19 protein-coding genes are annotated in these 20624 nt (G+C 62.2%); 8 read left to right on the top strand and 11 right to left on the bottom strand.

Annotated elements, in window-relative coordinates; genetic code table 11:
• Positions 1-45: 45 nt before the first annotated feature.
• Positions 46-1293: a phytanoyl-CoA dioxygenase family protein gene (locus FEZ60_RS11620; protein WP_172936133.1), complete on the bottom strand. Its 1248-nt coding sequence runs from the start codon at positions 1291-1293 to the stop codon at positions 46-48.
• A gap of 83 nt (positions 1294-1376) precedes the next feature.
• Here FEZ60_RS11620 and FEZ60_RS11615 point away from each other — a divergent pair, with 83 nt between their 5' ends.
• Positions 1377-2087 (top strand): IclR family transcriptional regulator, encoded by a 711-nt coding sequence (locus FEZ60_RS11615; protein ID WP_045070273.1) that lies wholly within the window; start codon positions 1377-1379, stop codon positions 2085-2087.
• Between the two features lies 1 nt (position 2088).
• On the opposite strand, the gene FEZ60_RS11610 is transcribed toward FEZ60_RS11615, so the two are convergent.
• Positions 2089-3864, bottom strand: a complete 1776-nt coding sequence (locus FEZ60_RS11610) for a pyruvate dehydrogenase (protein WP_045070276.1) — start codon at positions 3862-3864, stop codon at positions 2089-2091.
• A gap of 15 nt (positions 3865-3879) precedes the next feature.
• Positions 3880-4314 (bottom strand): nitroreductase family deazaflavin-dependent oxidoreductase, encoded by a 435-nt coding sequence (locus FEZ60_RS11605; protein ID WP_033230984.1) that lies wholly within the window; start codon positions 4312-4314, stop codon positions 3880-3882.
• A 172-nt stretch (positions 4315-4486) separates the two neighbouring features.
• Here FEZ60_RS11605 and FEZ60_RS11600 point away from each other — a divergent pair, with 172 nt between their 5' ends.
• The gene (locus tag FEZ60_RS11600; RefSeq protein WP_033230985.1) at positions 4487-4717 is read left to right on the top strand and encodes a hypothetical protein; all 231 of its coding nucleotides are present in this window, start codon (positions 4487-4489) and stop codon (positions 4715-4717) included.
• Between the two features lie 86 nt (positions 4718-4803).
• Here FEZ60_RS11600 and dnaE read toward each other — a convergent pair whose 3' ends face one another.
• The 5 genes from dnaE to lspA form a co-directional block, all read right to left on the bottom strand.
• Entirely contained in the window at positions 4804-8340 is a 3537-nt protein-coding gene (dnaE, locus tag FEZ60_RS11595) for a DNA polymerase III subunit alpha (RefSeq protein WP_033230986.1), read from the bottom strand.
• Between the two features lie 99 nt (positions 8341-8439).
• A complete protein-coding gene (gene rarD / locus FEZ60_RS11590) occupies positions 8440-9393 on the bottom strand; it encodes an EamA family transporter RarD (RefSeq protein WP_045070278.1) in 954 nt (317 codons plus the stop codon).
• Entirely contained in the window at positions 9390-10034 is a 645-nt protein-coding gene (locus FEZ60_RS11585) for a hypothetical protein (protein ID WP_172936132.1), read from the bottom strand. The genes rarD and FEZ60_RS11585 overlap by 4 nt, the downstream gene beginning before the upstream one ends.
• Positions 10031-10957, bottom strand: a complete 927-nt coding sequence (locus FEZ60_RS11580) for an RluA family pseudouridine synthase (RefSeq protein WP_045070283.1) — start codon at positions 10955-10957, stop codon at positions 10031-10033. The genes FEZ60_RS11585 and FEZ60_RS11580 overlap by 4 nt, the downstream gene beginning before the upstream one ends.
• Positions 10954-11505, bottom strand: a complete 552-nt coding sequence (gene lspA, locus FEZ60_RS11575; RefSeq protein WP_242484577.1) for a signal peptidase II — start codon at positions 11503-11505, stop codon at positions 10954-10956. The genes FEZ60_RS11580 and lspA overlap by 4 nt, the downstream gene beginning before the upstream one ends.
• 189 nt (positions 11506-11694) lie before the next feature.
• Here lspA and FEZ60_RS11570 point away from each other — a divergent pair, with 189 nt between their 5' ends.
• The 6 genes from FEZ60_RS11570 (at position 11695) to FEZ60_RS11545 (ending at position 18175) form a co-directional block, all read left to right on the top strand.
• A complete protein-coding gene (locus FEZ60_RS11570; RefSeq protein ID WP_051730192.1) occupies positions 11695-12636 on the top strand; it encodes a hypothetical protein in 942 nt (313 codons plus the stop codon).
• A complete protein-coding gene (locus FEZ60_RS11565) occupies positions 12636-13394 on the top strand; it encodes a sensor domain-containing protein (RefSeq protein ID WP_172936131.1) in 759 nt (252 codons plus the stop codon). The genes FEZ60_RS11570 and FEZ60_RS11565 overlap by 1 nt, the downstream gene beginning before the upstream one ends.
• 127 nt (positions 13395-13521) lie before the next feature.
• Positions 13522-14364 carry a mycofactocin-coupled SDR family oxidoreductase gene (locus FEZ60_RS11560; protein WP_095886496.1) on the top strand — a complete coding sequence of 281 codons (843 nt, stop codon included), beginning with the start codon at positions 13522-13524 and terminating at the stop codon, positions 14362-14364.
• A gap of 19 nt (positions 14365-14383) precedes the next feature.
• Positions 14384-16150 carry an NAD(P)/FAD-dependent oxidoreductase gene (locus FEZ60_RS11555; RefSeq protein WP_172936130.1) on the top strand — a complete coding sequence of 589 codons (1767 nt, stop codon included), beginning with the start codon at positions 14384-14386 and terminating at the stop codon, positions 16148-16150.
• A gap of 186 nt (positions 16151-16336) precedes the next feature.
• Positions 16337-16672, top strand: a complete 336-nt coding sequence (locus tag FEZ60_RS11550) for a hypothetical protein (RefSeq protein ID WP_133637953.1) — start codon at positions 16337-16339, stop codon at positions 16670-16672.
• 111 nt (positions 16673-16783) lie between these two features.
• Positions 16784-18175: a glutamate decarboxylase gene (locus tag FEZ60_RS11545; RefSeq protein ID WP_116101456.1), complete on the top strand. Its 1392-nt coding sequence runs from the start codon at positions 16784-16786 to the stop codon at positions 18173-18175.
• 73 nt (positions 18176-18248) lie between these two features.
• Here FEZ60_RS11545 and FEZ60_RS11540 read toward each other — a convergent pair whose 3' ends face one another.
• The 3 genes from FEZ60_RS11540 to FEZ60_RS11530 form a co-directional block, all read right to left on the bottom strand.
• Complete coding sequence (locus tag FEZ60_RS11540) at positions 18249-18728, bottom strand: hypothetical protein (protein WP_242484545.1); 480 nt, start codon at positions 18726-18728, stop codon at positions 18249-18251.
• Between the two features lie 132 nt (positions 18729-18860).
• Positions 18861-20213, bottom strand: coding sequence for a DNA polymerase IV (locus FEZ60_RS11535; protein ID WP_172936129.1), 1353 nt, complete (start codon positions 20211-20213; stop codon positions 18861-18863).
• Between the two features lie 36 nt (positions 20214-20249).
• Positions 20250-20597 (bottom strand): TfoX/Sxy family protein, encoded by a 348-nt coding sequence (locus FEZ60_RS11530; protein ID WP_045070295.1) that lies wholly within the window; start codon positions 20595-20597, stop codon positions 20250-20252.
• Positions 20598-20624: the final 27 nt, after the last annotated feature.

Raw genomic sequence — 20624 nt, 5'->3', positions numbered from 1 at the left:
TTTTGCACGTCCGAGCGCAAGGTTTCCATCGCGGTCACCTCCCCCTCATGCGCGTTGGGTGGCCGCGCGCGCTGAAACCGTCCCGTCCTCGTCAGCACGGAACAGTGCGTCGTTGTAGTGACATCCCGAGGGCACCCATCGGAAGGTCTTCTCCTCGGAGAACTTGTAGTACAGAACCCGCCGACCAGCGTCGCGACCGGTGGGCGGCGGGGTGCTGTGCATGACGTCGCCAAAGTGAAGTGTGAGGTCGCCTGGCTCTGTTTCGAGCTTCGTCACCGGCAGGTTTCCTTCCTCTCCCCACTTGCGCCAATGGTTGGCGTAACGATGCGATCCCGCCAAGACCATGAGTTGACCATTCTCGGGATTTGCGTAGTCGAGCTGAATTCCGCCTTGGATGAGAGGACACAGAACCGGATGCCCACCGATACCGTCGTCGACGTGCCAGCCGAGGTCTCCGTCACCCTTGACCACGTTGGACGATTTGATGAAAACCATCGGCCCGTCCAGGCGGTCGTCACACACGCGAAAAGCTGGGTTTCCCAAGCGCGCCCACTCGGTCAGTCGAGGTTCGAAGCAAAGATCTTGCAGCACTTGCGAATAGCGACCGAGGTAGTTGACGCGAGTAACCACTTCTTCGCGATCCGCGTTGACGGACCACCACGAAAACGGATCCCCTGGGGTTGTCTTGGACCGCACGAATTCGACTTCGTCGCGCAGCGTCGAGATCTCCTCCGGCGTGTACACCCCTTTGACATGGAGGAACCCCGCCGTGGCGAGAAAATGGCGCATTTCGTCGCGATCACCGTCCACCGGGAACCGTCGATGCAGATCGAGCGGAGTGCCGTCGCGATCGATCAACGTGTCCCAGACGGCTTCGGTGTAGATCGGTCGACCTGTTATCAATGCCCGCGTTGCCGGTTCCCATCGTTTCCAGCTCGCCACTGTGCCCCGCACAACCTTTGCCCGGCCGGTACGAACCGACCCACTGGCCGTCAGGAGTTCATGCAGAAATGCGGAGAACGTCGACTCGTCGAGTTCGACGAGCGTCGCGGCATTCGCGTCACCTTCGACCGCTTCGATGCCGTCCGCCGTGGCGATCCACGTAAATGTCAGACCGTCTACGCGGAAGGCCAGCGGGGGCACATCGGCCAAGTCGTCGACAACCAGCCTGCCGTTTTCTGCGTTCAGCGCTGGTAGCTCGACCGTATGGAACGTCTCACACGAATAGCGCGGGAACGAATCCGCAATCGCTTCGACCCACGGTAGGCCGGTTCCCAGCTTGTCCGTACCCACAAGCACCCCTCTCGGCAGCATTTTCTTCGACCTGTGTTACTCTGCAACACGATTGTGTTATATAGTGACCTTAGGGTGGTTTCATGTCCTCCGTCAAGGAAATCCAGTCCGTCCATAACGCATGCCGCTTGTTCGAGGCAATCGCTCGCATGCAGCCCGTCGGAGTCAGCGACCTCGCTCGCGACATTGGGATCGACAAAAGTGCCGCGCACCGATTGGCGATCACGCTGCACTCCGCTCGGTGGCTCGAGCGCACCGAAGACGGCCGGTGGAGCATCTCGCCGGCGATACTCCCCACCTTCCGGGAGTCCGCAGCCACAACTCTTGTGACCGGTACACGCCCATTACTCGAGGCAGCTCGTGACCAATCCGGGGAAATGTCGATGCTCGTCGTGCCAGACGGCGATCGCCTGATGATCGTCGATTCCGCCGAAAGCCGACAGACTCTCAGAGCGTCCGTAACCGTGGGGACCGAGATGCCCGCGCGTACCAGTTCGGCGCTGCGCGCTATCGCCGCCCACCTACCCGCCGAAGAGGTAGAGCCGTGGCGGCGCATTGATCCCAGCCTGACCGACTCTGCCCTCGCGGCAGTCCGAGCGCGCGGCTGGGCACAGAACGACGGCGAGGGATTCGACGGCACACGAGCCGTCGGGGCTGCCTTGCGGCGCTCCGACGGCCTACCGGTTGCAGCGCTGGTGCTGTGCGCCCCGGCCAGCCGCTTTCAACCCGAGTTGATGCAGCAACACGGAGAATTGGTCGCGCGGCTTGCGGAATCCTGGCAAGCCGGACGCTGACCTACCCTCTCGGGTTGAACTGCGACGGACGCGGCACATTCCGCAGATTCGACTTTGCCATCTGCACGGCCTCGCCGACGCCACCGTTCATCACCATCTTCGACATCGCGAGAGCGAAGCCCTTGACCTGACCGCCGGTTATGGTGGGCGGCAACGACAATGCCAACGGATCCGTCACAAGATCGACCAACGCCGGACCGTCGTGATCGAGTGCCTCACGTAAACCTGATTCGATGTCAGCAGGATTCTCGATCCGTCGCGAGTAGATTCCCAGCGCAGCCGCGACGCCCGCATAGTCGACAGCGGGAACGTCGACTCCGAAATCAGGCAAGCCGTCCACCAGCATTTCGAGCTTGACCATACCGAGCGTGGAGTTGTTGAACACCACGATCTTGACCGGCAACTTGTACATCGCCACAGTCACCAACTCGCCCAACAGCATCGACAGACCGCCGTCACCGGAGACCGAAATAACCTGTCGCCCAGGACTCGCCCACTGCGCACCCATCGCGTGTGGCAACGCATTAGCCATGGAACCGTGCAGGGCCGACGACAGGAATCGCCGCGATCCGTTGGGAGTGAGATACCGCGCCGTCCACACGTTGCACATACCGGTGTCCGCGGTGAAGATCGCATCCTCGGCGGCAAGATCGTCGAGAATCGATGCCGCGTACTCGGGGTGAATCGGGGTGCGCTGTTTCACCGGATCGGTGTACGCGCCGACAACTTTGGTCATCAATGTTCTGTGCACCTCGAGCATGTCGTCGAGGAACGCTCGATCCGACTTCCGCTCCACCTGGGGTATCAACGCTGCCAGTGTCGCAGCGACATCTCCGTGCACCGCAAGATCCAGGCTGGTTCGACGCCCCAATTTCTCTGCGGCAGAATCGATCTGAGCAGTACGAACGGTGTGCGGCAGAAACTGATCATACGGAAAGTCTGTGCCGATCAGCAGCAACAAGTCGGCCCCGTGCATACCGTCGTGCGCCGCGCCGTACCCGAGCAGCCCGGTCATGCCCACGTCATACGGATTGTCGTACTGAATCCACTCCTTACCGCGGAGGGAGTGCCCGATCGGAGCGCCGACCGCCTCGGCCAGCGCGAGCACTTCGTCGCGGGCACCTCGCACGCCGGCTCCGGCAAAGATCGCCACCTTCCGCGACGCGTTGATCACATCTGCCAGGGCGCGCACGTCACCCGCGTCTGGCACCAGCGTCGGACGACGAGTTGCGACCAGCGTCGGCGGTTCACCCTCCACCGGGCAGTCGGCGATATCACCGGGGAGAACGATCACGGATACGCCGCTTCGGGCGACCGCGTGCGTGATTGCGGACTGAACAACACGCGGCGCCTGCGCCGCTGTGCTGATCAGCTCGGTATAGCTGGAACACTCGATAAAAATTCGCTCAGGATGGGTTTCCTGGAAATAACCCATGCCGATCTGAGCACTCGGAATGTGCGACGCAATCGCCAGGACCGGCGCGCCCGAGCGATGTGCGTCGTAGAGCCCGTTGATCAGGTGCAGATTTCCCGGTCCACACGAGCCCGCACACACGGCCAACTCGCCGGTGATCTGGGCGTCGGCCGCAGCCGCGAACGCGGCCGCCTCCTCGTGACGAACATGAATCCAGTCGATACCACCCTTGGTAGAGCCACCGGTGCGCCGCACGGCGTCCACCACAGGATTGAGACTGTCTCCCACGATGCCGTAGATCCGGGAAACCCCGGCATCCACGAGCTGTTGAACCAATTGATCTGCAACAGATTTCGGACTCATCGGGCCTCCGTAGATCTACTTGGGTTCGAGCACGAACACCGGAATCTCTCGGTCGGTCTTCTTCTGATAGTTCGCGTAGTCGGGGAATGCCGCAACTGCGCGCTCCCACCAGATCGCCTTTTCGTCGCCCGTTACCTCACGCGCAACCATGTCGAAGACCTGCGTCGCATCACGCAACGTGACATTCGGATTTGCCTTGACGTTGTAGTACCAGACGGGGTTCTTGGGCGCGCCTCCCAAGGACGCCACAACGGCGTACTTCCCGTCATGCTCGACACGCATCAACGGCGTCTTGCGCACCTTGCCGGACTTTGCGCCGATGGTCGTGAGGATGACAACGGCCATCCCGTTGAGTTCGTTCCCCTCGGTGCCACCGGAGCTCTCGATCTGCTCGACCTGATCTGCTGCCCACGTAGCGGGACTGGGTTCGTATTCACCTGTAATTGGCATGGGTACAAGTGAACACCGACTGTCTGACCTTGGCCACCGCAACACGCACACTGCACGGTGATCGATACAGTGATGCACCCATCAATAAAGTTCGCTTGCCCGAAACCAGCTATCTGGATACCCTTAAAGTCCAGAACGGACCACAGAGACGACAGAGACGGTGGGTGACCTCATGACAACCGCAGGTTTCGACACCCGCGTGTCACGTCGGAGCACCGACAACAGCGTCGACATCGCCGGCACACTGTGGCCGCTGTACAAACTCGAAGCGCTGGCAATCGGTCTGGTCGTCTTTGTTGCCACCCTTGCTATCACCACGTCCATGCAGCCGGCAGTCCTCATCGCCGCCGCCGCGACGGTGGTTACGTGGTGGGTTCGCAGAAATTTCTACTCCCGCAGCTAAGTCTCTCGCTTCGCTCTTTCAGGACATACACAAACGTCTCGTTCACTTGGCTTCCCAGGTGAACGAGACGTTTGTTGTATGAGGCCCTAAACCGCCAGGCAGCCAGGCCCGAGGAGCGCCTTGAGATCGCCCATCAGAGCTGACGACGGCTCTACCCGCAGAACGTCGTCGACCTTCCACATCGTGATCTCGTTGCTTCCGATCAAACGGACATGCACGTCCGACGTGCCCGGGTGGCGGGTCAGGATTTGCTTGAGCGCGCCCAGCTTGTCCTTGGTGCACTGACGCAACGGCAACGACACCGAGAGCGGGCGTGCCACACCGATAGCCGAAAGATCCGGCACCGCAAGATCGTTGCCGATCAACGACATACGGTCATCCCGAATAGACACGCGTGCCTTCACCAGAACGATTGCATCCTCCGCGATGTCCATGCCGTACACGGCGTATGCCTGAGGGAAGAACAGCACCTCGATACCGCCGACCAAATCCTCAAGTTGCACGATGCACCAGGTGAGGCCGTTCTTGTTCACTCGGCGATCGACCGACGCAATAATGCCTCCCAATGTGACCTGCGCACCGTCTTGGACACCACCGTCGAGGATTGCGGCAATCGAGGTATCGGACTGCTGCTTGAGGATATGTTCGACGCCGTTGAGCGGGTGCCCGGAAACGTACAGCCCCAACATCTCTCGTTCGAGTGCAAGGCGATGTTTGGTTTCCCATTCCTCTTCGGGAATGCGAACGTCGAACACCGACGCGATGGACTCGTCCACTTCGGACCCGCCGAACAGGTCGAACTGGCCGATGGCCTCCGCCTTCTTGGTGCTCATGACGGCATCGATAGCGTCGGCGTGCACCAACATCAAGCCCTTGCGCGGATGTTCGAGAGAGTCGAATCCGCCTGCCTTGATGAGGGATTCAGTGACCTTCTTGTTGCATGCCATCGCGTCGATCTTGCCGAGATAGTCGGAGAAGTCGGTGAACTTACCCTTCTCCGTGCGCGCTTTGATGATGGATGCCACGACATTTGCGCCCACATTGCGGACGGACCCCATACCGAAGCGGATGTCCTCCCCCACCGTCGCGAAGTCGACCCGCGACTCGTTGACGTCAGGCGGCAGCACCGTGATGCCCATCTTGCGGCAGTCGGCGAGATAGACAGCGGACTTGTCCTTGTCGTCGCCGACCGAGGTGAGTAGACCGGCCATGTACTCGGCCGGATAGTTCGCCTTGAGGTACGCGGTCCAGAACGAGACGAGCCCATAGCCGGCGGAGTGCGACTTGTTGAACGCGTAGCCGGCGAACGGGAGAACGGTATCCCAAAGTGCCTTGATGGCGGCTTCGCTGAAGTTGTTGTCCAACATGCCCTGACGGAATCCGGCGTACGCCTTCTCCAGTTCGGACAGCTTCTTCTTACCCATAGCGCGGCGCAGCAAGTCGGCCTGTCCCAGGGTGTACCCGGCCACCTTCTGCGCCAGTTGCATAATCTGCTCCTGGTAGATGATCAGGCCGTACGTCTCCGAGAGGATCTCCGCGAGCGGTTCTTCCAGCTCGGGGTGAATGGGGCTGACTTCTTCGAGCGCGTTCTTACGCTTGGCGTACGAGATGTGGGCGTCCACACCCATCGGACCCGGCCGGTACAGTGCCAGTGCGGCCACGATGTCGCCGAAACCGGTGGGCTGCATCAGTTTCAGAAGCTCACGCATACCGCCACCGTCGAGCTGGAACACGCCGAGAGTGTCGCCGCGCGCCAGGAGTTCGTACGTAGCCGGGTCATCCATCGGCAACGTGTCGAGGTCGATGTCGATACCGCGGTTGGCCTTGATGTTCTCGAGTGTGTCACCGATGACCGTGAGGTTTCGCAGACCAAGGAAGTCCATCTTGAGTAGACCGATGGCCTCACACGACGGGTAATCCCAGCCCGTGATGATCGCACCGTCCTGCGCGCGCTTCCACACCGGAATCGCATCCATCAACGGCTCGGACGACATGATCACGGCACAGGCGTGGACACCCGCGTTGCGGATCAGACCTTCCAGACCGACTGCGGTCTTGTAGATCTTCGCGACGTCCGGGCTGGAGTCGATGAGTGAGCGAACCTCGGCAGCTTCCTTGTACCGCTCGTGCTTGGGATCTGTGATACCGGATACCGAGATGTCCTTGGCCATGATCGGCGGCGGCAATGCCTTGGTGATCTGATCGGCAATAGCAAAACCGGGCTTACCGAACTGCACGCGAGCGGAGTCCTTGATGGCAGCCTTGGTCTTGATGGTTCCGAACGTGATGACCTGCGCGACGCGGTCATCGCCCCACTTCTCGGTGGCGTAACGCACCATCTCGCCGCGACGGCGATCGTCGAAGTCGATATCGATATCAGGCATCGACACGCGCTCGGGGTTGAGGAATCGCTCGAACAGCAGACCGTACGGAAGCGGGTCGATGTTGGTGATACCCATCGCGTACGCCACCAACGAACCTGCAGCGGATCCACGACCGGGTCCGACGTGGATGCCCACTTCTTTTGCGTGGTTGATGAGGTCACCGACCACCAGGAAGTAGGCCGGAAAGCCCATCTCGTTGATGACGCCGATCTCGTAGTCGGCACGCGCGAGGTACTCCTCGGGCGGGCCGCTGGGGAAACGTCGATCCAAGCCGCGCATGACCTCGGCGCGCAGGAACGTCTGCTGCGTATGTCCTTCGGGTACCGGGAAGATCGGCATCCGGTCGTGGAACTTCCACACGTCCTCGTACGACTGGACGCGCTCACCGATTGTCACGGTGTTGTCGCAGGCTCCGGGAACTTCGCTGTCCCAGATAGCCCGCATCTCGGCCGCGGACTTGAGGTAGTAACCATCGCCGTCGAACTTGAAGCGCGTGGGATCCGAGAGCGTCTTACCGGTCTGGATGCACAGCAGCGCCTCGTGGTTCTCGGCTGCGTCCTTGGTGACGTAGTGGCAGTCGTTGGTCGCGAGCGGCGGAATGCCGAGCTGCTGACCGATATTGAGCAAACCCTCACGCACCCGACGCTCGATCGAGAGACCGTGGTCCATCACCTCGAGGAAGAAATTGTCAGGGCCCCAGATTTCCTGCCACTTCGCTGCCGCTTCGAGAGCTTCACGATCATGCCCCAGTCGCAGGCGCGTCTGGATCTCACCGGACGGGCAACCCGTGGTGGCAATGATGCCCTCGGCATGCGAGGCGATGAGCTCCTCGTCCATACGGGGCCACTTGCCCAACTGGCCCTCGATGGACGCAAGCGAAGACAGTTTGAAGAGGTTACGTAGGCCTGTCGCATTTTCCGCGACCATCGTCATGTGCGTATACGCGCCGCTACCGGAGACGTCGTCGGACTTCTGGCTGCGATCGCCCCACAACACACGCTTGGTGTTGAACCGGGATTCCGGCGCGATATACGCCTCGATACCGATAATCGGCTTGATCCCGGCCTTGACCGCTTCGTTGTAGAACTGGCTGGCGCCGTACATGTTTCCGTGGTCGGTCATACCGACTGCGGTCATGCCGAGCCGAGTGGCCTCCTCGAACATGGCGCCGACCTTGGCCGCGCCGTCGAGCATCGAGTACTCGGTGTGATTGTGAAGATGAACGAACGAGTCAGCCACGTGCGCCTCTCTGATGTCTGGGAGCTTGGTCGAGTGTATGCCCCGCTACCGACAGAGTCGGCGGCCGATCGATGTGACCGGCAGGCGGCGCGACGATAGTTACGTGACCGGCTCCTGCTTGGACGACGTCGACCCCTGTGAACGCCGATTAGCGCGGACGATGTCTGTCGTGAAGATCACCAGTGCCAGCCAGATCAAGGCAAACCCGATCCACCGCGACGCGGGCATGTCCTCACGCATCACCGCGACGCCCCACAACATCTGCAGCGCCGGTGTCAGGTACTGCAACATGCCCATTGTGGAGAGTTTCACTCGCTGCGCGGCAACACCGAACAGCAACAGCGGCAATGCCGTCACGGGGCCGGCCGCCATGAGGAGCAGGCTTTGGCCGGTGCCGCCGGAGACAAAAGCACCGGCGCCGGTCAGACCGAGAAATACGAGATATCCCACCGCGAACGGAGCGGCGACGACGCCCTCAGCCGTCAAGCTGGTTCGTGGGTCGAGCGGAACCACCTTCTTGATCAGTCCGTACGTCGCAAAAGACCCCGCCAGGACGAGTGCCACGATCGGCGGTTTGCCGTAATCGATGGTGATCACCACCACCGCTGTTGCAGCCAGCGCCAGCGCCACGATCTGAGCGCGTCGAAGCCGCTCTCGGAAGATCACCACACCGAGCAGGACAGTCACCAACGGGTTGATGAAGTATCCGAGCGCGGCTTCCACCACTCGCCCCGACGCCACCGCGTAGATGTAGGTTCCCCAGTTGACAGCGATTGCCGCCGAGGCTGCCGTCACCAGCAACCACGTACGCCCGCTGATGCCGCGAAGCGAGGCAAGTCGACCGAGAACCGCCAACACGATCAGCATCAGCACGAGTGTCCACACCACTCGATGAGCAAGAATTTCGAGCGGGTCGGCAAAATCGAGCAAACCGAAGAACGCGGGGAATGCGCCCCAGATCAGGAAGGCGCCGGCACCGAACGCGATGCCCGAACTCGAACCGGACCTGGTCACTTTCGACAGCGTGATCTCGCGTCCGTCATCGGTGCTCATGGAACTGGTCCGTCATCCGGTCCTACCCGAACCACGTCCACATACTCCGGCAGCAGCGGCCGAACCGCTGCGCGCCACGGAGTGCCGTCTTCCGGCAAGGCTTCGAGCGCTCGGATCGATGGAGTACCTGCCAATGTCGCAAGTTCCTGCGCAGTGCCGTGCACTACCGCGCCGATCGCACACGCGCACCCCTGCGACAACAGCCGACTCGACACTTCCGCGACGCGTTTCTGCCGTTCGTCGACCCCCGTCATGACGGCGAGTCGCGTCGCCGCAGCTCCAGGTGCCCGTCGAATCGCGTCGTTGTTGTCCGGTACTGCAATCGCGACCATCGGAGTCTGAACCCGATCCAGCGGCACGCGGAACAACACCTCGGACACCCGAACTCCCGGGGTGGCCGCGATAACGTCGTCGGCAGTCATCGGAGCGGCAAACGATGCGAGGGCCCACGCGGACATCTCGACCGCGTCGAGTGATTCTCGCGCACGGTCGAGATAATCGGAGACCAGTTCACCACTGTCCGGGCCGAGCGAATCGGTTCCCACCGGCGGGGTGGGAACCGGATTCAGCAGGCCGGCTCCAACGACGAGCGCAACAACTGCGATTCCCGCCAGCGCGGAACCGACTGCTCGCGCGCTCATGCGGATCGAAGAACCTCTAGCGCATGTTCGAGGTCTTTCGGGTACTTGCTCTTGATCTCGACCCAGCGCCCGTCCGCCGGGTGTGCAAACCCGAGTGACACTGCATGAAGCCACTGCCGCTCGAGTCCCAACCGCTCGGCGAGGCGGGGGTCCGCTCCGTACGTCAAGTCGCCACAACACGGGTGGCGCAGCGCGGAGAAATGCACCCGAATCTGGTGTGTCCGCCCCGTTTCGAGGTGCACATCCAACAGACTTGCCGCCTGAAATGCCTCGATGGTGTCGTAATGCGTGACGCTTGCCTTACCGTCGGCGGTCACGGCAAAACGCCAGTCGTTCCCGTGGTGCCGCCCGATCGGAGCGTCGATCGTTCCGCTACTCGGGTCCGGGTGCCCCTGAACCAGCGCGTGGTATCTCTTGTCGATAGTGCGCTGCTTGAAGGCCCGCTTGAGTACGGTGTACGCCCGCTCGGAAGTCGCAACGACCATGACACCGGACGTACCGACATCCAGTCGGTGCACGATGCCTTGACGCTCGTGCGCGCCCGACGTCGAAATCCGGAAACCTGCAGCGGCCAGGCCGCCGATGACCGTCGGACCCGTCCACCCCACACTCGCGTGCGCGGCAACGCCGACCGGCTTGTCCACCGCAACAACGTCGTCGTCCGCGTAGAGAATTTCCATGCCCTCGACCGGAGTAGCTTCCACGGTCAGCGGACGCGGCGGCTCGGGCAGGACAACCTCGAGCCACGAACCCGCGGTCAACCGATCGGACTTCCCGACAGCTACACCGTCGAGCAGTACCGAACCTTCTTCTGCAAGGGTCGCCGAGACGGTTCGAGAGAGACCGAGTAGTCGTGCCAATCCGGCGTCGACACGCATCGCGTCGAGTCCGTCCGGTACCGGCATCGAACGCGATTCCCTCATTTGCTCTCCCCCGTGACCTTGTCACTGCCCGGGCCCTCGCCCGTGTCCTTGTCACTGCCCGGGCCCTCGCCCGTGTCCTTGTCACTGCGCAGGCGCTCGCCGTTGGGTTCGAACCCGAACAGGGTCAAGACGACCAACAGAATTGCACCGCACACGATCGCAGAATCAGCGATGTTGAACACAGGCCACCAGCCGATGGACATGAAGTCGACGACGTGTCCGCGCATGAAACCCGGGGCGCGGAACAATCGGTCGATGAGGTTGCCGAGTGCGCCGCCGAGCACCAGACCCAGACCCAGAGCCCACCAGGGTGACCGCAGAGTGCGACCGATCTTGATCACTCCGATCACGACGCCGATCGCAACCAACGTGAGGATCCACGTCATCGACGTTGCCATCGAGAATGCGGCTCCGGGATTGCGGACCAACGTGAAAGTGACGACGTCGCCGATGATTTCGATCGGCTTGCCGGGCGTGATCGCCGCAACAGCCCAGATCTTGGTCAAGACGTCCGCGATCAGGATGACTGCCGCGATGGCGATCAGCATCGCCAACCGTTTTGGCCGTGTCGGTGATGCGGACTTCGACAAATCGGTAATCGGCTGATCCTCCGCGCTGAGATCTCGGTCTGGGTGGTCTGTACTCACGCCCACCATCATCCCCTATGTCTGCTGCTCTGCACGCACGCGCTCCCCGACCCGACCGGGCACTCCGGCGAAGCGGTTAGCCTGGAGCGCGTGCCACAGTTGTCTATCTCCGGCCGGCGCGTTCCGTATGTGTTCGCCGCCGCCCTTGCTCTCGTCACCGTTCTCACCTCATGCGGCGACGCCGAGCAGTCGCCTGATACGCCTTCGGCGACTCCAGCCGAGTTCACCGTCCCAGTCACCGCTGCGACCGTCGAGGTACTCGATGCCGGAAGTGAGCCCAGGCAAAGCCTGCGGATGAACCTGCCCGCCGGAACCACTCAGGCAACAACCCTGGTGACATCGACCGACGTGCGCCAGCAGATCGACCAGCAGCCGGTTCAGGACATTTCCTCGCCTGAAGTGACCATTCCGCTCAATGCCGTCGTGGCGACGGCCGCCACTCCCCAGAATCCGACAACCGTGGTTGATCTCACCCTGTCTGGCATGACTACGCCGGACGAGACGCTCCAAGCCGCCCTCGGTGGCGCCGAAGGGTCAGGAGCCGGGTTGACCTTTACAGAATCCGGTGCTGTCACGGCGCTGCGGTTACGCCCGTCGGCCGGGTCGGCAAATGCGGCCCGCGCGGCAATCGAACAGGCCTTCGGCCAAGCGGTATATCGCGCAGTTGCTCTGCCGACAGAGCCCGTCGGAGTCGGTGCCCGGTGGACGGTGAAGCAAGACGTCAGTAGCGAGATCCAACTCGATCAGACAACCACCGTCACCGTGACTGCGCGTGACGGCGACCGTCTCACCCTCGCCGTAGAACTGTCACAGACTCCGCAGAGCAACATCTGGAATCTCGCGGGCGGGGCGGGCACTCTCGACATCGATCAGTACGTCATGGCCGGGTCGGGAACCATGATCGTCGACCTGAATCTGCCGCTTCCCGTCAGCGGCGAACTTTCGGTCGGCGGCGACCAGGCTTACAGCGACCCGGACGGCACGTCGGTCATCCGACAGAGCATTACCAACAACATTCGGTGGACATCTTGATGTCGCGTCGCGCTGTCGCCGGGCTCAGCGTGGTGACCGTTCTCCTCGTCGGCGGATGCGGAACCGAAACATCTTCTCCCACAGCATCGGATGCCTCCCCGGTACCCGATGTTGCCCTCGCTCCGTTCAGCTCTGCACCTGCCCCGACCGCCCTCACCGGCACTCCCCTGGACAAAGCGGCGCTGACGCAGACCGTCCTCACGCTCAGCGACCTCCCAGCCGACTTCGACATCGTGCCGGATCCGGTCGAGGATCTGGGCCTCGCTCCCGCACCCGCCACATCGGAATCCGACAAGTCCAGCACCAACCCCGCCGCTTGTGCCGGCGTGCTCGCACCGATCGCCACCCAGGTTCCGGGTTCAGTCGCCTCGATCTCGAAGATGTTCACCGGACCCGATTTCACGAGCATCGATCAGGACAGCGCCTCGTACGCCGACGGCGCCGCGGCCACAGCAGCATTCGAGAGTATGCAGGCCACGGTTGCCGGATGCAGCGAATTCTCGGGTACCGACGCCGACGGCATCAACATCACCTATCAGGTCGGCGCGGGGCATCAGCCGCCCGTCGGCGACGCGTCGTTCTCCTACCGAATCACGACGGCAAGTGAAGGTTTCACACTTGTCGCCGATGTAGTCGTCGCGGCAGTGGGGCCCAACCTGACTCAACTCTCCGCCACCGCGCCGACGCCCATAGCGCCCGAGGTTCTGGGATCGATGGCCAGCACGGCTGTGGAGCGTCTACACACTCCGTCCTCGTAATCACTTCAGCCGGAGACACTCTCGCGAGCCCCCCAGACTCCGTCCTACTGAATGGGAGTGCCGCGCTGACGCTTCTGTGATCCTCGTTACCTTCCGGACGACAACGACGTCGGACAGAAGGAGCAGGGTGCCCGGACGGCTAGCTGGAAAAGTTGCCTTCATCACCGGCGCAGCGCGAGGCCAGGGACGCAGTCACGCGCTCCGGCTCGCCGAAGAAGGCGCCGACATCATCGCCCTCGATCTCGCAGACGGCATCGATACGGTCACTCGGTTCTACCCTCCCGCCACGCCGGACGACCTCGCCGAAACAGTTCGGGGAGTCGAGAAGATCGGCCGTCGCATCCACGCCGGGATTGCCGACGTACGCGACTTCGACTCGGTGCGCACGCTTCTCGACCGCGGAGTCGCGGAACTCGGCCGCGTCGACATCGTGGTCGCAAACGCCGGGATCTTCATCAGTGGCGAACCGGCACACCGGATTACCGAAGACGAGTGGGACGACGTACTCGACGTCAACCTCAAGGGCGTGTGGCACACCTGCAAAGCCGCAGTACCGCACCTGATCGAGCAGGGCGACGGAGGGTCGATCGTCATCACCAGCTCGACAGCCGGAATCAAAGGCACACGCAACGCCGGCGCCTACGCCGCCAGCAAGCATGCGGTCGTCGGCCTGATGCGAACGCTCGTCAGCGAACTCGGCGAACATGGCATCCGGGCGAACACCGTCCACCCGGGCGCAACCGATACCGACATGATCATGAACGATCGCTGCTTCAACCTCTTCCTGCCCGGCACCCGGAACCCGACCAAGGAACAGGTGGCACCGCTCTTCACGGGAACCAACGCCTTGCCTGTCCCCTGGGCCGATCCGATCGACGTCTCCAATGCGGTCCTGTTCCTGGCTTCTGACGAGGCGCGCTACGTCACTGGCACCGAACTGAAGGTCGACGCCGGCTTCACCACCCGCTGATTTCACGGAAAGTGTGGATATGACAACACAATTGGACTCCGCCGACCTCGACACAGTCGCAGTTGCGGCGACGGCAGAACAGTGGCTCTCCGATTTTGCCGACCTCCTCCGCTCCGGAGTGGGTGCTGAGATGGTTCTACATCCCGACGTGTGGTGGCGCGATCTGCTCGCCTTCTCCGGTGACCTACGCAGTCTCAACGGCAGCGCACCGATCGATGCCGTCATCGCGTCCGCGTTGGAGCAACGCGTGCACGGCGAACACCTCGACCCGGTTGCCGCACCAGCATTGGTTCCGACACTGTCCGGATCCACGATCCAATTACTGTTCCGGTTCGACAGCGACCTCGGCCACGTGCGGGGTGTTGCCAGGCTGATCCTCGACGACGGCACCTGGCGGGCCCGGAATCTCCTCACCGCACTGGATACCCTGGCAGGCCACGAACCGACCACCGGCGAGCATCGACCGGACGGCACGGGAGATCATCCGGAGTACTGGTCGGCACGGCGTAGCCGCGAAGTCGAGTGCCACGACGCCGATCCGGATGTTCTCGTAATCGGTGCCGGCCACTCGGGCCTGGCATTGGCCGCTCAACTCGGCGTGCTCGGAGTCAGGACCCTTCTGGTCGACCGCGGTGATCGAGTCGGCGACAACTGGCGCGGGCGCTACGATTCGTTGGTGCTACACGACGCGGTCTGGTCGAATCATCTTCCGCTCATGCCATTCCCATCGTCCTGGCCGGTTTTCACGCCCAAGGACAAGATGGGCGACTGGCTCGAAATATATTCACGTGCGATGGATCTGAACGTGTGGACGCGGTCGGAGATTGTGGAATCCACATTCGATCCAGGCGAGCGGCGCTGGACCGTCGTCGTCGATCGTAACGGCACACGGCGCACACTACGTCCGCACCACGTGGTTCTCGCGACAGGTCTCAGTGGCACCGAACCTGTCCTTCCAGAATTTGCGGGCGCCGAGGATTTTGCCGGCGAACTGCTGCATTCGAGCCGGTATCGCACCGAACCGGCACGCAAGGGAACCCGCACCGTGGTGATCGGAACCGGCAACAGCGGCCACGACATCGCGCAGGATCTCTACGAATCGGGTGCGCAGGTGACACTGATCCAGCGTGGGCCCACCCACGTGGTGAGCGGGCACACCCTGTCTGATCGAGGCCGGATGCGCTACGGCGAACACACCTCCACGGACGTGGCCGACCTGCTCGACGCGTCGTCGGCACGGCTCGATCCACAATTTCTTGCGGCTTTGAAGTACGGGTCCGCCGCAATGGCCGAGGACGACCGCGAGCTGCTCGACGCTCTCGCTGCCAAGGGATTCGCGCTCGCCGACGGAGTGGACGGCACCGGAGTGATGATGCTGTTCTTGACCCGCAACGGCGGTTACTACATCGACGTCGGCGCCTCCCCGCTTATCGCTGACGGCAGCATCGCATTGGTATCGGGTCCGACCGTCGAGCGACTCGTCCCGGACGGGCTGATCATGTCGGACGGCACCCACGTCCCGGCCGACACGATCGTGTGCGCCACCGGGTTCCGTGGCATTCTCGACACCGCACGACGCGTCCTCGGTGATGCCGTCGCCGACGCCTGCGGTCCGGTCTGGGATCTGGACGACGAGGGCGAGCTTCAGTCGGTGTGGCGGGCGTCCGGGCACGACCGGTTCTGGATCCACGGTGGGAACTTCATGCTGGTGCGTAACTACAGCAAGTACCTCGCGCTGCAGATCAAGGCAGACCTGACGGGCGTCGAATTACCAACGCTGACCTGACGATCAGATGTCGCCCGGCCAGATGTCGAACGGCGTCCCCGCGGGGACGCCGTTCGAGGCGGAAACCACCCCAACTCTGCCCGGCCTGAGAACGGCTGCGCGCTAACCGCATACAGCCGCCTTCTCTGGGTATACACAGGCATGACGGTTCCTGTGACTGCACAATCACAACTGCAGGTGCTCGTGGTGACCACTCTCGTACTCAGTGCTGTATTCCTCGCCGTCGCCGGAATTCTCGAAGGTGATTTCGGTACGGCCGTCTGGGTTGCGGTGGTTCTGCCCCTGCTATTCGATTGGCGGATCACCGTGCGAGGCAAGCCCTCTGCGATCCGTCCCGACTCTCCCCGTTGGCAGGTGGCCAAGCTGGTCTATGTCCTCGCTCTCGGGGTGTCGGGTACGGCAATCCTGGCATTCGACGACCGCGCCTTCGCCCGCATCGCGGGTTTACTCCTGATTGTCACGACTTTGTGTTACTTCGCGGCGTTCTACGATGCGCGCAGGCTCAGGCCGCAGACTGCCTGATCACAGTTCCCTTTGACAACTTCCGTTCCGCAATGGACGGTAATGGGTAGCTGGATACGAACAATCAGGACACCGACCACCGTGAAATACCGTTGTGAGGAGCAGAAGTTCATGCCAGAGCCGCGAAGAGCCGAACATACCGATTACGTCGCCGCGAATCCCATTTTCTCCAGACCTGGAGAAGATTCGGTTGCCTCGAAATACACTCTCGAACCTGATGGCATGCTCCCCGAAACTGCCTATCAAATCGTCCACGACGAAACGATGTTGGACGGCAATGCCCGTTTGAATCTCGCGACGTTTGTCGGCACGTGGATGGACGACCACGCCACGCGCTTGTATTCAGAGTCGTTCGACAAGAACATGATCGACAAGGACGAGTACCCGCAGACGGCCGCGATCGAAACATACTGCTGGCGGATGCTCGCCGACCTGTGGAACGCACCGTCTCCGAAAGACGCGATCGGTACGTCGACCATCGGCTCGTCGGAAGCCTGCATGCTGGGCGGACTCGCTCTCAAGCGTCGCTGGCAGCACGCCAGGCGCGCTGCAGGCAAACCGGTGGACCGCCCGAACATGGTGATGAGTTCAGCCGTGCAGGTGTGCTGGGAAAAGTTCTGCAACTACTGGGACATCGAAGCGCGATACGTCCCCATCAGCGAAGAACATCGCACACTCGACGGGCACGATCTCGAGAAGTACGTCGACGAGAACACCATCGGTGTCGTCGCAATCATGGGTGTCACCTACACCGGCATGTACGAACCCGTCCTCGAGATATCCAACGCGCTCGACGCAATCCAGAAGAAGACCGGACTCGACATCCCGATCCACGTCGACGGGGCGTCCGGCGCCATGATCGCACCGTTCCTCCAACCGGAAATCGAATGGGACTTCCGGCTCCCCCGAGTTCATTCCATCAACACGTCGGCGCACAAATACGGGCTGGTGTACCCGGGTCTTGGCTGGGTGGTGTGGCGCTCGGAGGATCTGCTCCCCGAGGACCTGGTGTTCAAAGTCAGTTATCTCGGCGGCAGCATGCCGACCTTTGCACTCAACTTCTCGCGCCCCGGCGCCCAGGTGATCTTGCAGTTCTACATGTTCTTGCGGCTCGGCCACGACGGTTACCGTTCCATCCAGCAGTCCTCGCAGGACGTCGCAAAGTTCCTCGCAGAAGGCATCGGCCAACTCGACGCCTTCGAACTCTGGAACGACGGCAGCGATATTCCGGTGTTCGCGTGGCGCCTGAAGGCCGGGCACACCGAGAATTGGACGCTCTACGACCTGTCGGATCGGCTACGCGCCAAGGGCTGGCTGGTGCCGGCATATCCCATGCCGGACAACCTCACCGACCTCACCGTGCAACGCATTGTCGTGCGTAACGGTTTGAGCATGGACTTGGCTGCCAACCTCTTGGGTGTCATCGAAGAGGAAACCGCGTTCCTCGACGAACTGTCCAGCCCGATGCCCAAGCCTCGTGTCACCGAGGGATTCCACCACTGAGCGAACCTGAGCAAACAAAAGCGGCCGCCGAACCCGTGAGGGTTCGGCGGCCGCTTTGTCAGCTAGCTGAAAATCAAGCAGCGCAAGCAGGGGTGGTCAGCTGAGCGAAGCTGACGATCTGGCAAGCGGTGGTCTTGGACAGTGCCCACTCGCCGTCCAGGTTCACGAAGACAGCGTTCATGCCGCCGGCAAGAGGCTGGCCGTTGATAACGATGGCGAGCGGTGCGGTAGCCGTGTCGCTACCCGAATCGGTGACGGGGTCGACAACCTCAACCTGTGCGCCGGCAGCCTTGGCAGCCGCGGCGACCTGGTTGATCAGCTCGGGATCGGCGTCTGCGCCCTCGACGAACTTGACCTTCTCGGAGGACGGAACGCTCTCGTCGAGTGCCGTCGCGATCTTGGCATTGAGCTCGGCTGCGGTCGGCAGCGCGACCTCGACCGTGGTGGTCGTGGCCTTCGCGGAGGTTGTGGTCTTGGGGGCGGGCTCGGCCTCTTCGGAACTGCAGGCAGTCATCGTCAGGGCCGCTGCAATCGCGACGGCTGCGACGGTCATGTTACGAAGCTTCAACTTCTCAGTCCTATCCATTCCGGTTTTCACATACGAGCGTTGTCAGCACTGACGTGCATCGCCCGCGGTCCGCCACAACATTACCCAACGGTAAGCCGAAAAAGTCTAAGGGTGTCCTTAGAGAAGGCTGTCGAGTGGATCTGCTACCTGAAGCAACGCGTCGTCCTCAGCGAATGTTTTGGCGATTCCTGTTCCCGTTGAACGGGTTTCGAAGCGAACCGTCACTACCCCGTGACCGGCACCCTGCACCCAACCATGTCCGAATTCGGGATGACTCACGTCCAGACCGGGGTGCCAGTACATTTCGGGAACTCGCGCGGCAACAGGGCTCTCGTCAAGATCTTCGGCAAGAGTGTCCATCGGATATCCCGGCACATCCTGATCCAACTCCGGGAACAGCGACCCCTGACGCACCGTCGAGAGCCCGGCAAATCCCACCCCCACCAACCGGATCGGCCCCAATTCCACCGGATCGATCACCTGCTTCTGCGCGGTGGCAATCAGAATCGCCCGGTCGAGGGTGGCGTAAGGCAACGTCACCGACCTGGTCAGCACACCCATGTCGGATTTCTTCAGCTTGAGCACGACGGTCCGCGCTGCCCGGCCGTCCTTCTCCAACCGTGAGAACGCCGCCCCGCCGCTGTTCTCCACCGCCACCCGCAACTGCCCCAACGTGACGATGTCGCTCGCGAACGTCGATTCAGCACTGATCTGCTTGGAGTCCGCGCGCTCGGCCACGGGACGATCGTCGATACCCTGCGCCAGACGATGCAAGCCTGGGCCTACCGTCGTACCGAGGATGGACGCGACCTCCGATATCGGAGTGCGCGCAAACCCCCCGATAGTCACGATCCCCAACCGTTTGAGCTTCTCCTCCGCCACCGGGCCGATACCCCACAATTTGCGAACCGGAAGAGAGTCCAGGAGTTCGTGTTGCTGACCCGGCGGCACCACGGCCACACCGTTCGGCTTCGCCAGCCCCGACGCGATCTTGGCGACCTGTTTGCCCGCGCCCGCGCCGATGGACGCAACCATCCCGGTCTCTGCCAGCACCAAGGCCCGCAGTTCTTCACAGAACGCGCGCACCTCGTCCGCACCGGCCCCTGCCAACTCGGCCGGTTCGCCAAACGCTTCGTCCACCGACAGCTGTTCGAGCACCGGCATGCGCAGACGCAACGCCTCGAACGCCCCTTTACTCAGTACCGAGTACAGCGACATGCGCGGCGGTAGGACCACTGCCCCGCCGCCGACCAAGCGCCTTGCCTGATGCATTGGCATAGCGGACCGAGCACCGAAAGCGCGAGCCTCGTAACTTGCGCCGGCAACCACGCCCCTGCCACCGAGACCGCCCACCATGACGGGACGTCCGCGCAACGTCGGCCGGGTCAATTGCTCAGCGGAGGCGAAAAAGGCATCCATATCGAGATGAAGCACCCACCTGCGGCTCCGTGTGGGATCACCCTGGTTCATCGGCGGTAACAGTTCTCGATCTCGGCGAGCAATGGATTACTTCTGGACCTTCGGTTTGGCCTTCTTCGGTGGCTTCTTCTTGGGCAGCGGAAGCGCGTCGGCGGTTCGCTGAATGAATGCGTGCAGCCGATCCACGTCGTGAAACCGCTCCTCTGGAACCCGGTAATACTCCTTTGCGCCCGGGTACGGCGGCGCAAGGTCTGCGTCCGATCCGAACTCCGCACTGATCTCTGTCGGCTTGACGTACAGAACGTCACCGCAGATCAAGCCAACGACCTTCTCGTCGCAGTACAGGCCGTATTCACCGAACATAGCCCGCGCACGGACATCGAGCGGCTCCAACTGCTCGAGAATGCGCGCCACGGTGTCCTTGTTCGTGCTCATGAGAGCAAACTACTCCGGTGCTCCGAC

It is taken from the genome of Rhodococcus sp. MS16, from assembly GCF_013277795.1.
In the GTDB taxonomy this organism is placed as follows: Bacteria; Actinomycetota; Actinomycetes; order Mycobacteriales; family Mycobacteriaceae; genus Rhodococcus_F; species Rhodococcus_F globerula.
The sequence above is the reverse complement of the archived record's forward strand: the minus strand, read 5'-3'. Positions and strand labels throughout refer to the sequence as shown.

What these genes read in the sequence shown, in the direction of transcription:
- FEZ60_RS11610 (WP_045070276.1), bottom strand. Translation starts at nt 3,864, where the DNA reads ATGAGTCCGAAATCTGTTGCAGATCAATTGGTTCAACAGCTCGTGGAT.
- lspA (WP_242484577.1), bottom strand. Translation starts at nt 11,505, where the DNA reads ATGCTGATCGCCATCGCGGCAGTCATCCTGATCGCGGACGTCTTGACC.
- FEZ60_RS11605 (WP_033230984.1), bottom strand. Translation starts at nt 4,314, where the DNA reads ATGCCAATTACAGGTGAATACGAACCCAGTCCCGCTACGTGGGCAGCA.
- FEZ60_RS11535 (WP_172936129.1), bottom strand. Translation starts at nt 20,213, where the DNA reads ATGAACCAGGGTGATCCCACACGGAGCCGCAGGTGGGTGCTTCATCTC.
- FEZ60_RS11585 (WP_172936132.1), bottom strand. Translation starts at nt 10,034, where the DNA reads ATGAGCGCGCGAGCAGTCGGTTCCGCGCTGGCGGGAATCGCAGTTGTT.
- FEZ60_RS11565 (WP_172936131.1), top strand. Translation starts at nt 12,636, where the DNA reads ATGTCGCGTCGCGCTGTCGCCGGGCTCAGCGTGGTGACCGTTCTCCTC.
- FEZ60_RS11580 (WP_045070283.1), bottom strand. Translation starts at nt 10,957, where the DNA reads ATGAGGGAATCGCGTTCGATGCCGGTACCGGACGGACTCGACGCGATG.
- FEZ60_RS11555 (WP_172936130.1), top strand. Translation starts at nt 14,384, where the DNA reads ATGACAACACAATTGGACTCCGCCGACCTCGACACAGTCGCAGTTGCG.
- FEZ60_RS11540 (WP_242484545.1), bottom strand. Translation starts at nt 18,728, where the DNA reads ATGACCGTCGCAGCCGTCGCGATTGCAGCGGCCCTGACGATGACTGCC.
- FEZ60_RS11615 (WP_045070273.1), top strand. Translation starts at nt 1,377, where the DNA reads ATGTCCTCCGTCAAGGAAATCCAGTCCGTCCATAACGCATGCCGCTTG.
- FEZ60_RS11530 (WP_045070295.1), bottom strand. Translation starts at nt 20,597, where the DNA reads ATGAGCACGAACAAGGACACCGTGGCGCGCATTCTCGAGCAGTTGGAG.
- rarD (WP_045070278.1), bottom strand. Translation starts at nt 9,393, where the DNA reads ATGAGCACCGATGACGGACGCGAGATCACGCTGTCGAAAGTGACCAGG.
- FEZ60_RS11600 (WP_033230985.1), top strand. Translation starts at nt 4,487, where the DNA reads ATGACAACCGCAGGTTTCGACACCCGCGTGTCACGTCGGAGCACCGAC.
- FEZ60_RS11545 (WP_116101456.1), top strand. Translation starts at nt 16,784, where the DNA reads ATGCCAGAGCCGCGAAGAGCCGAACATACCGATTACGTCGCCGCGAAT.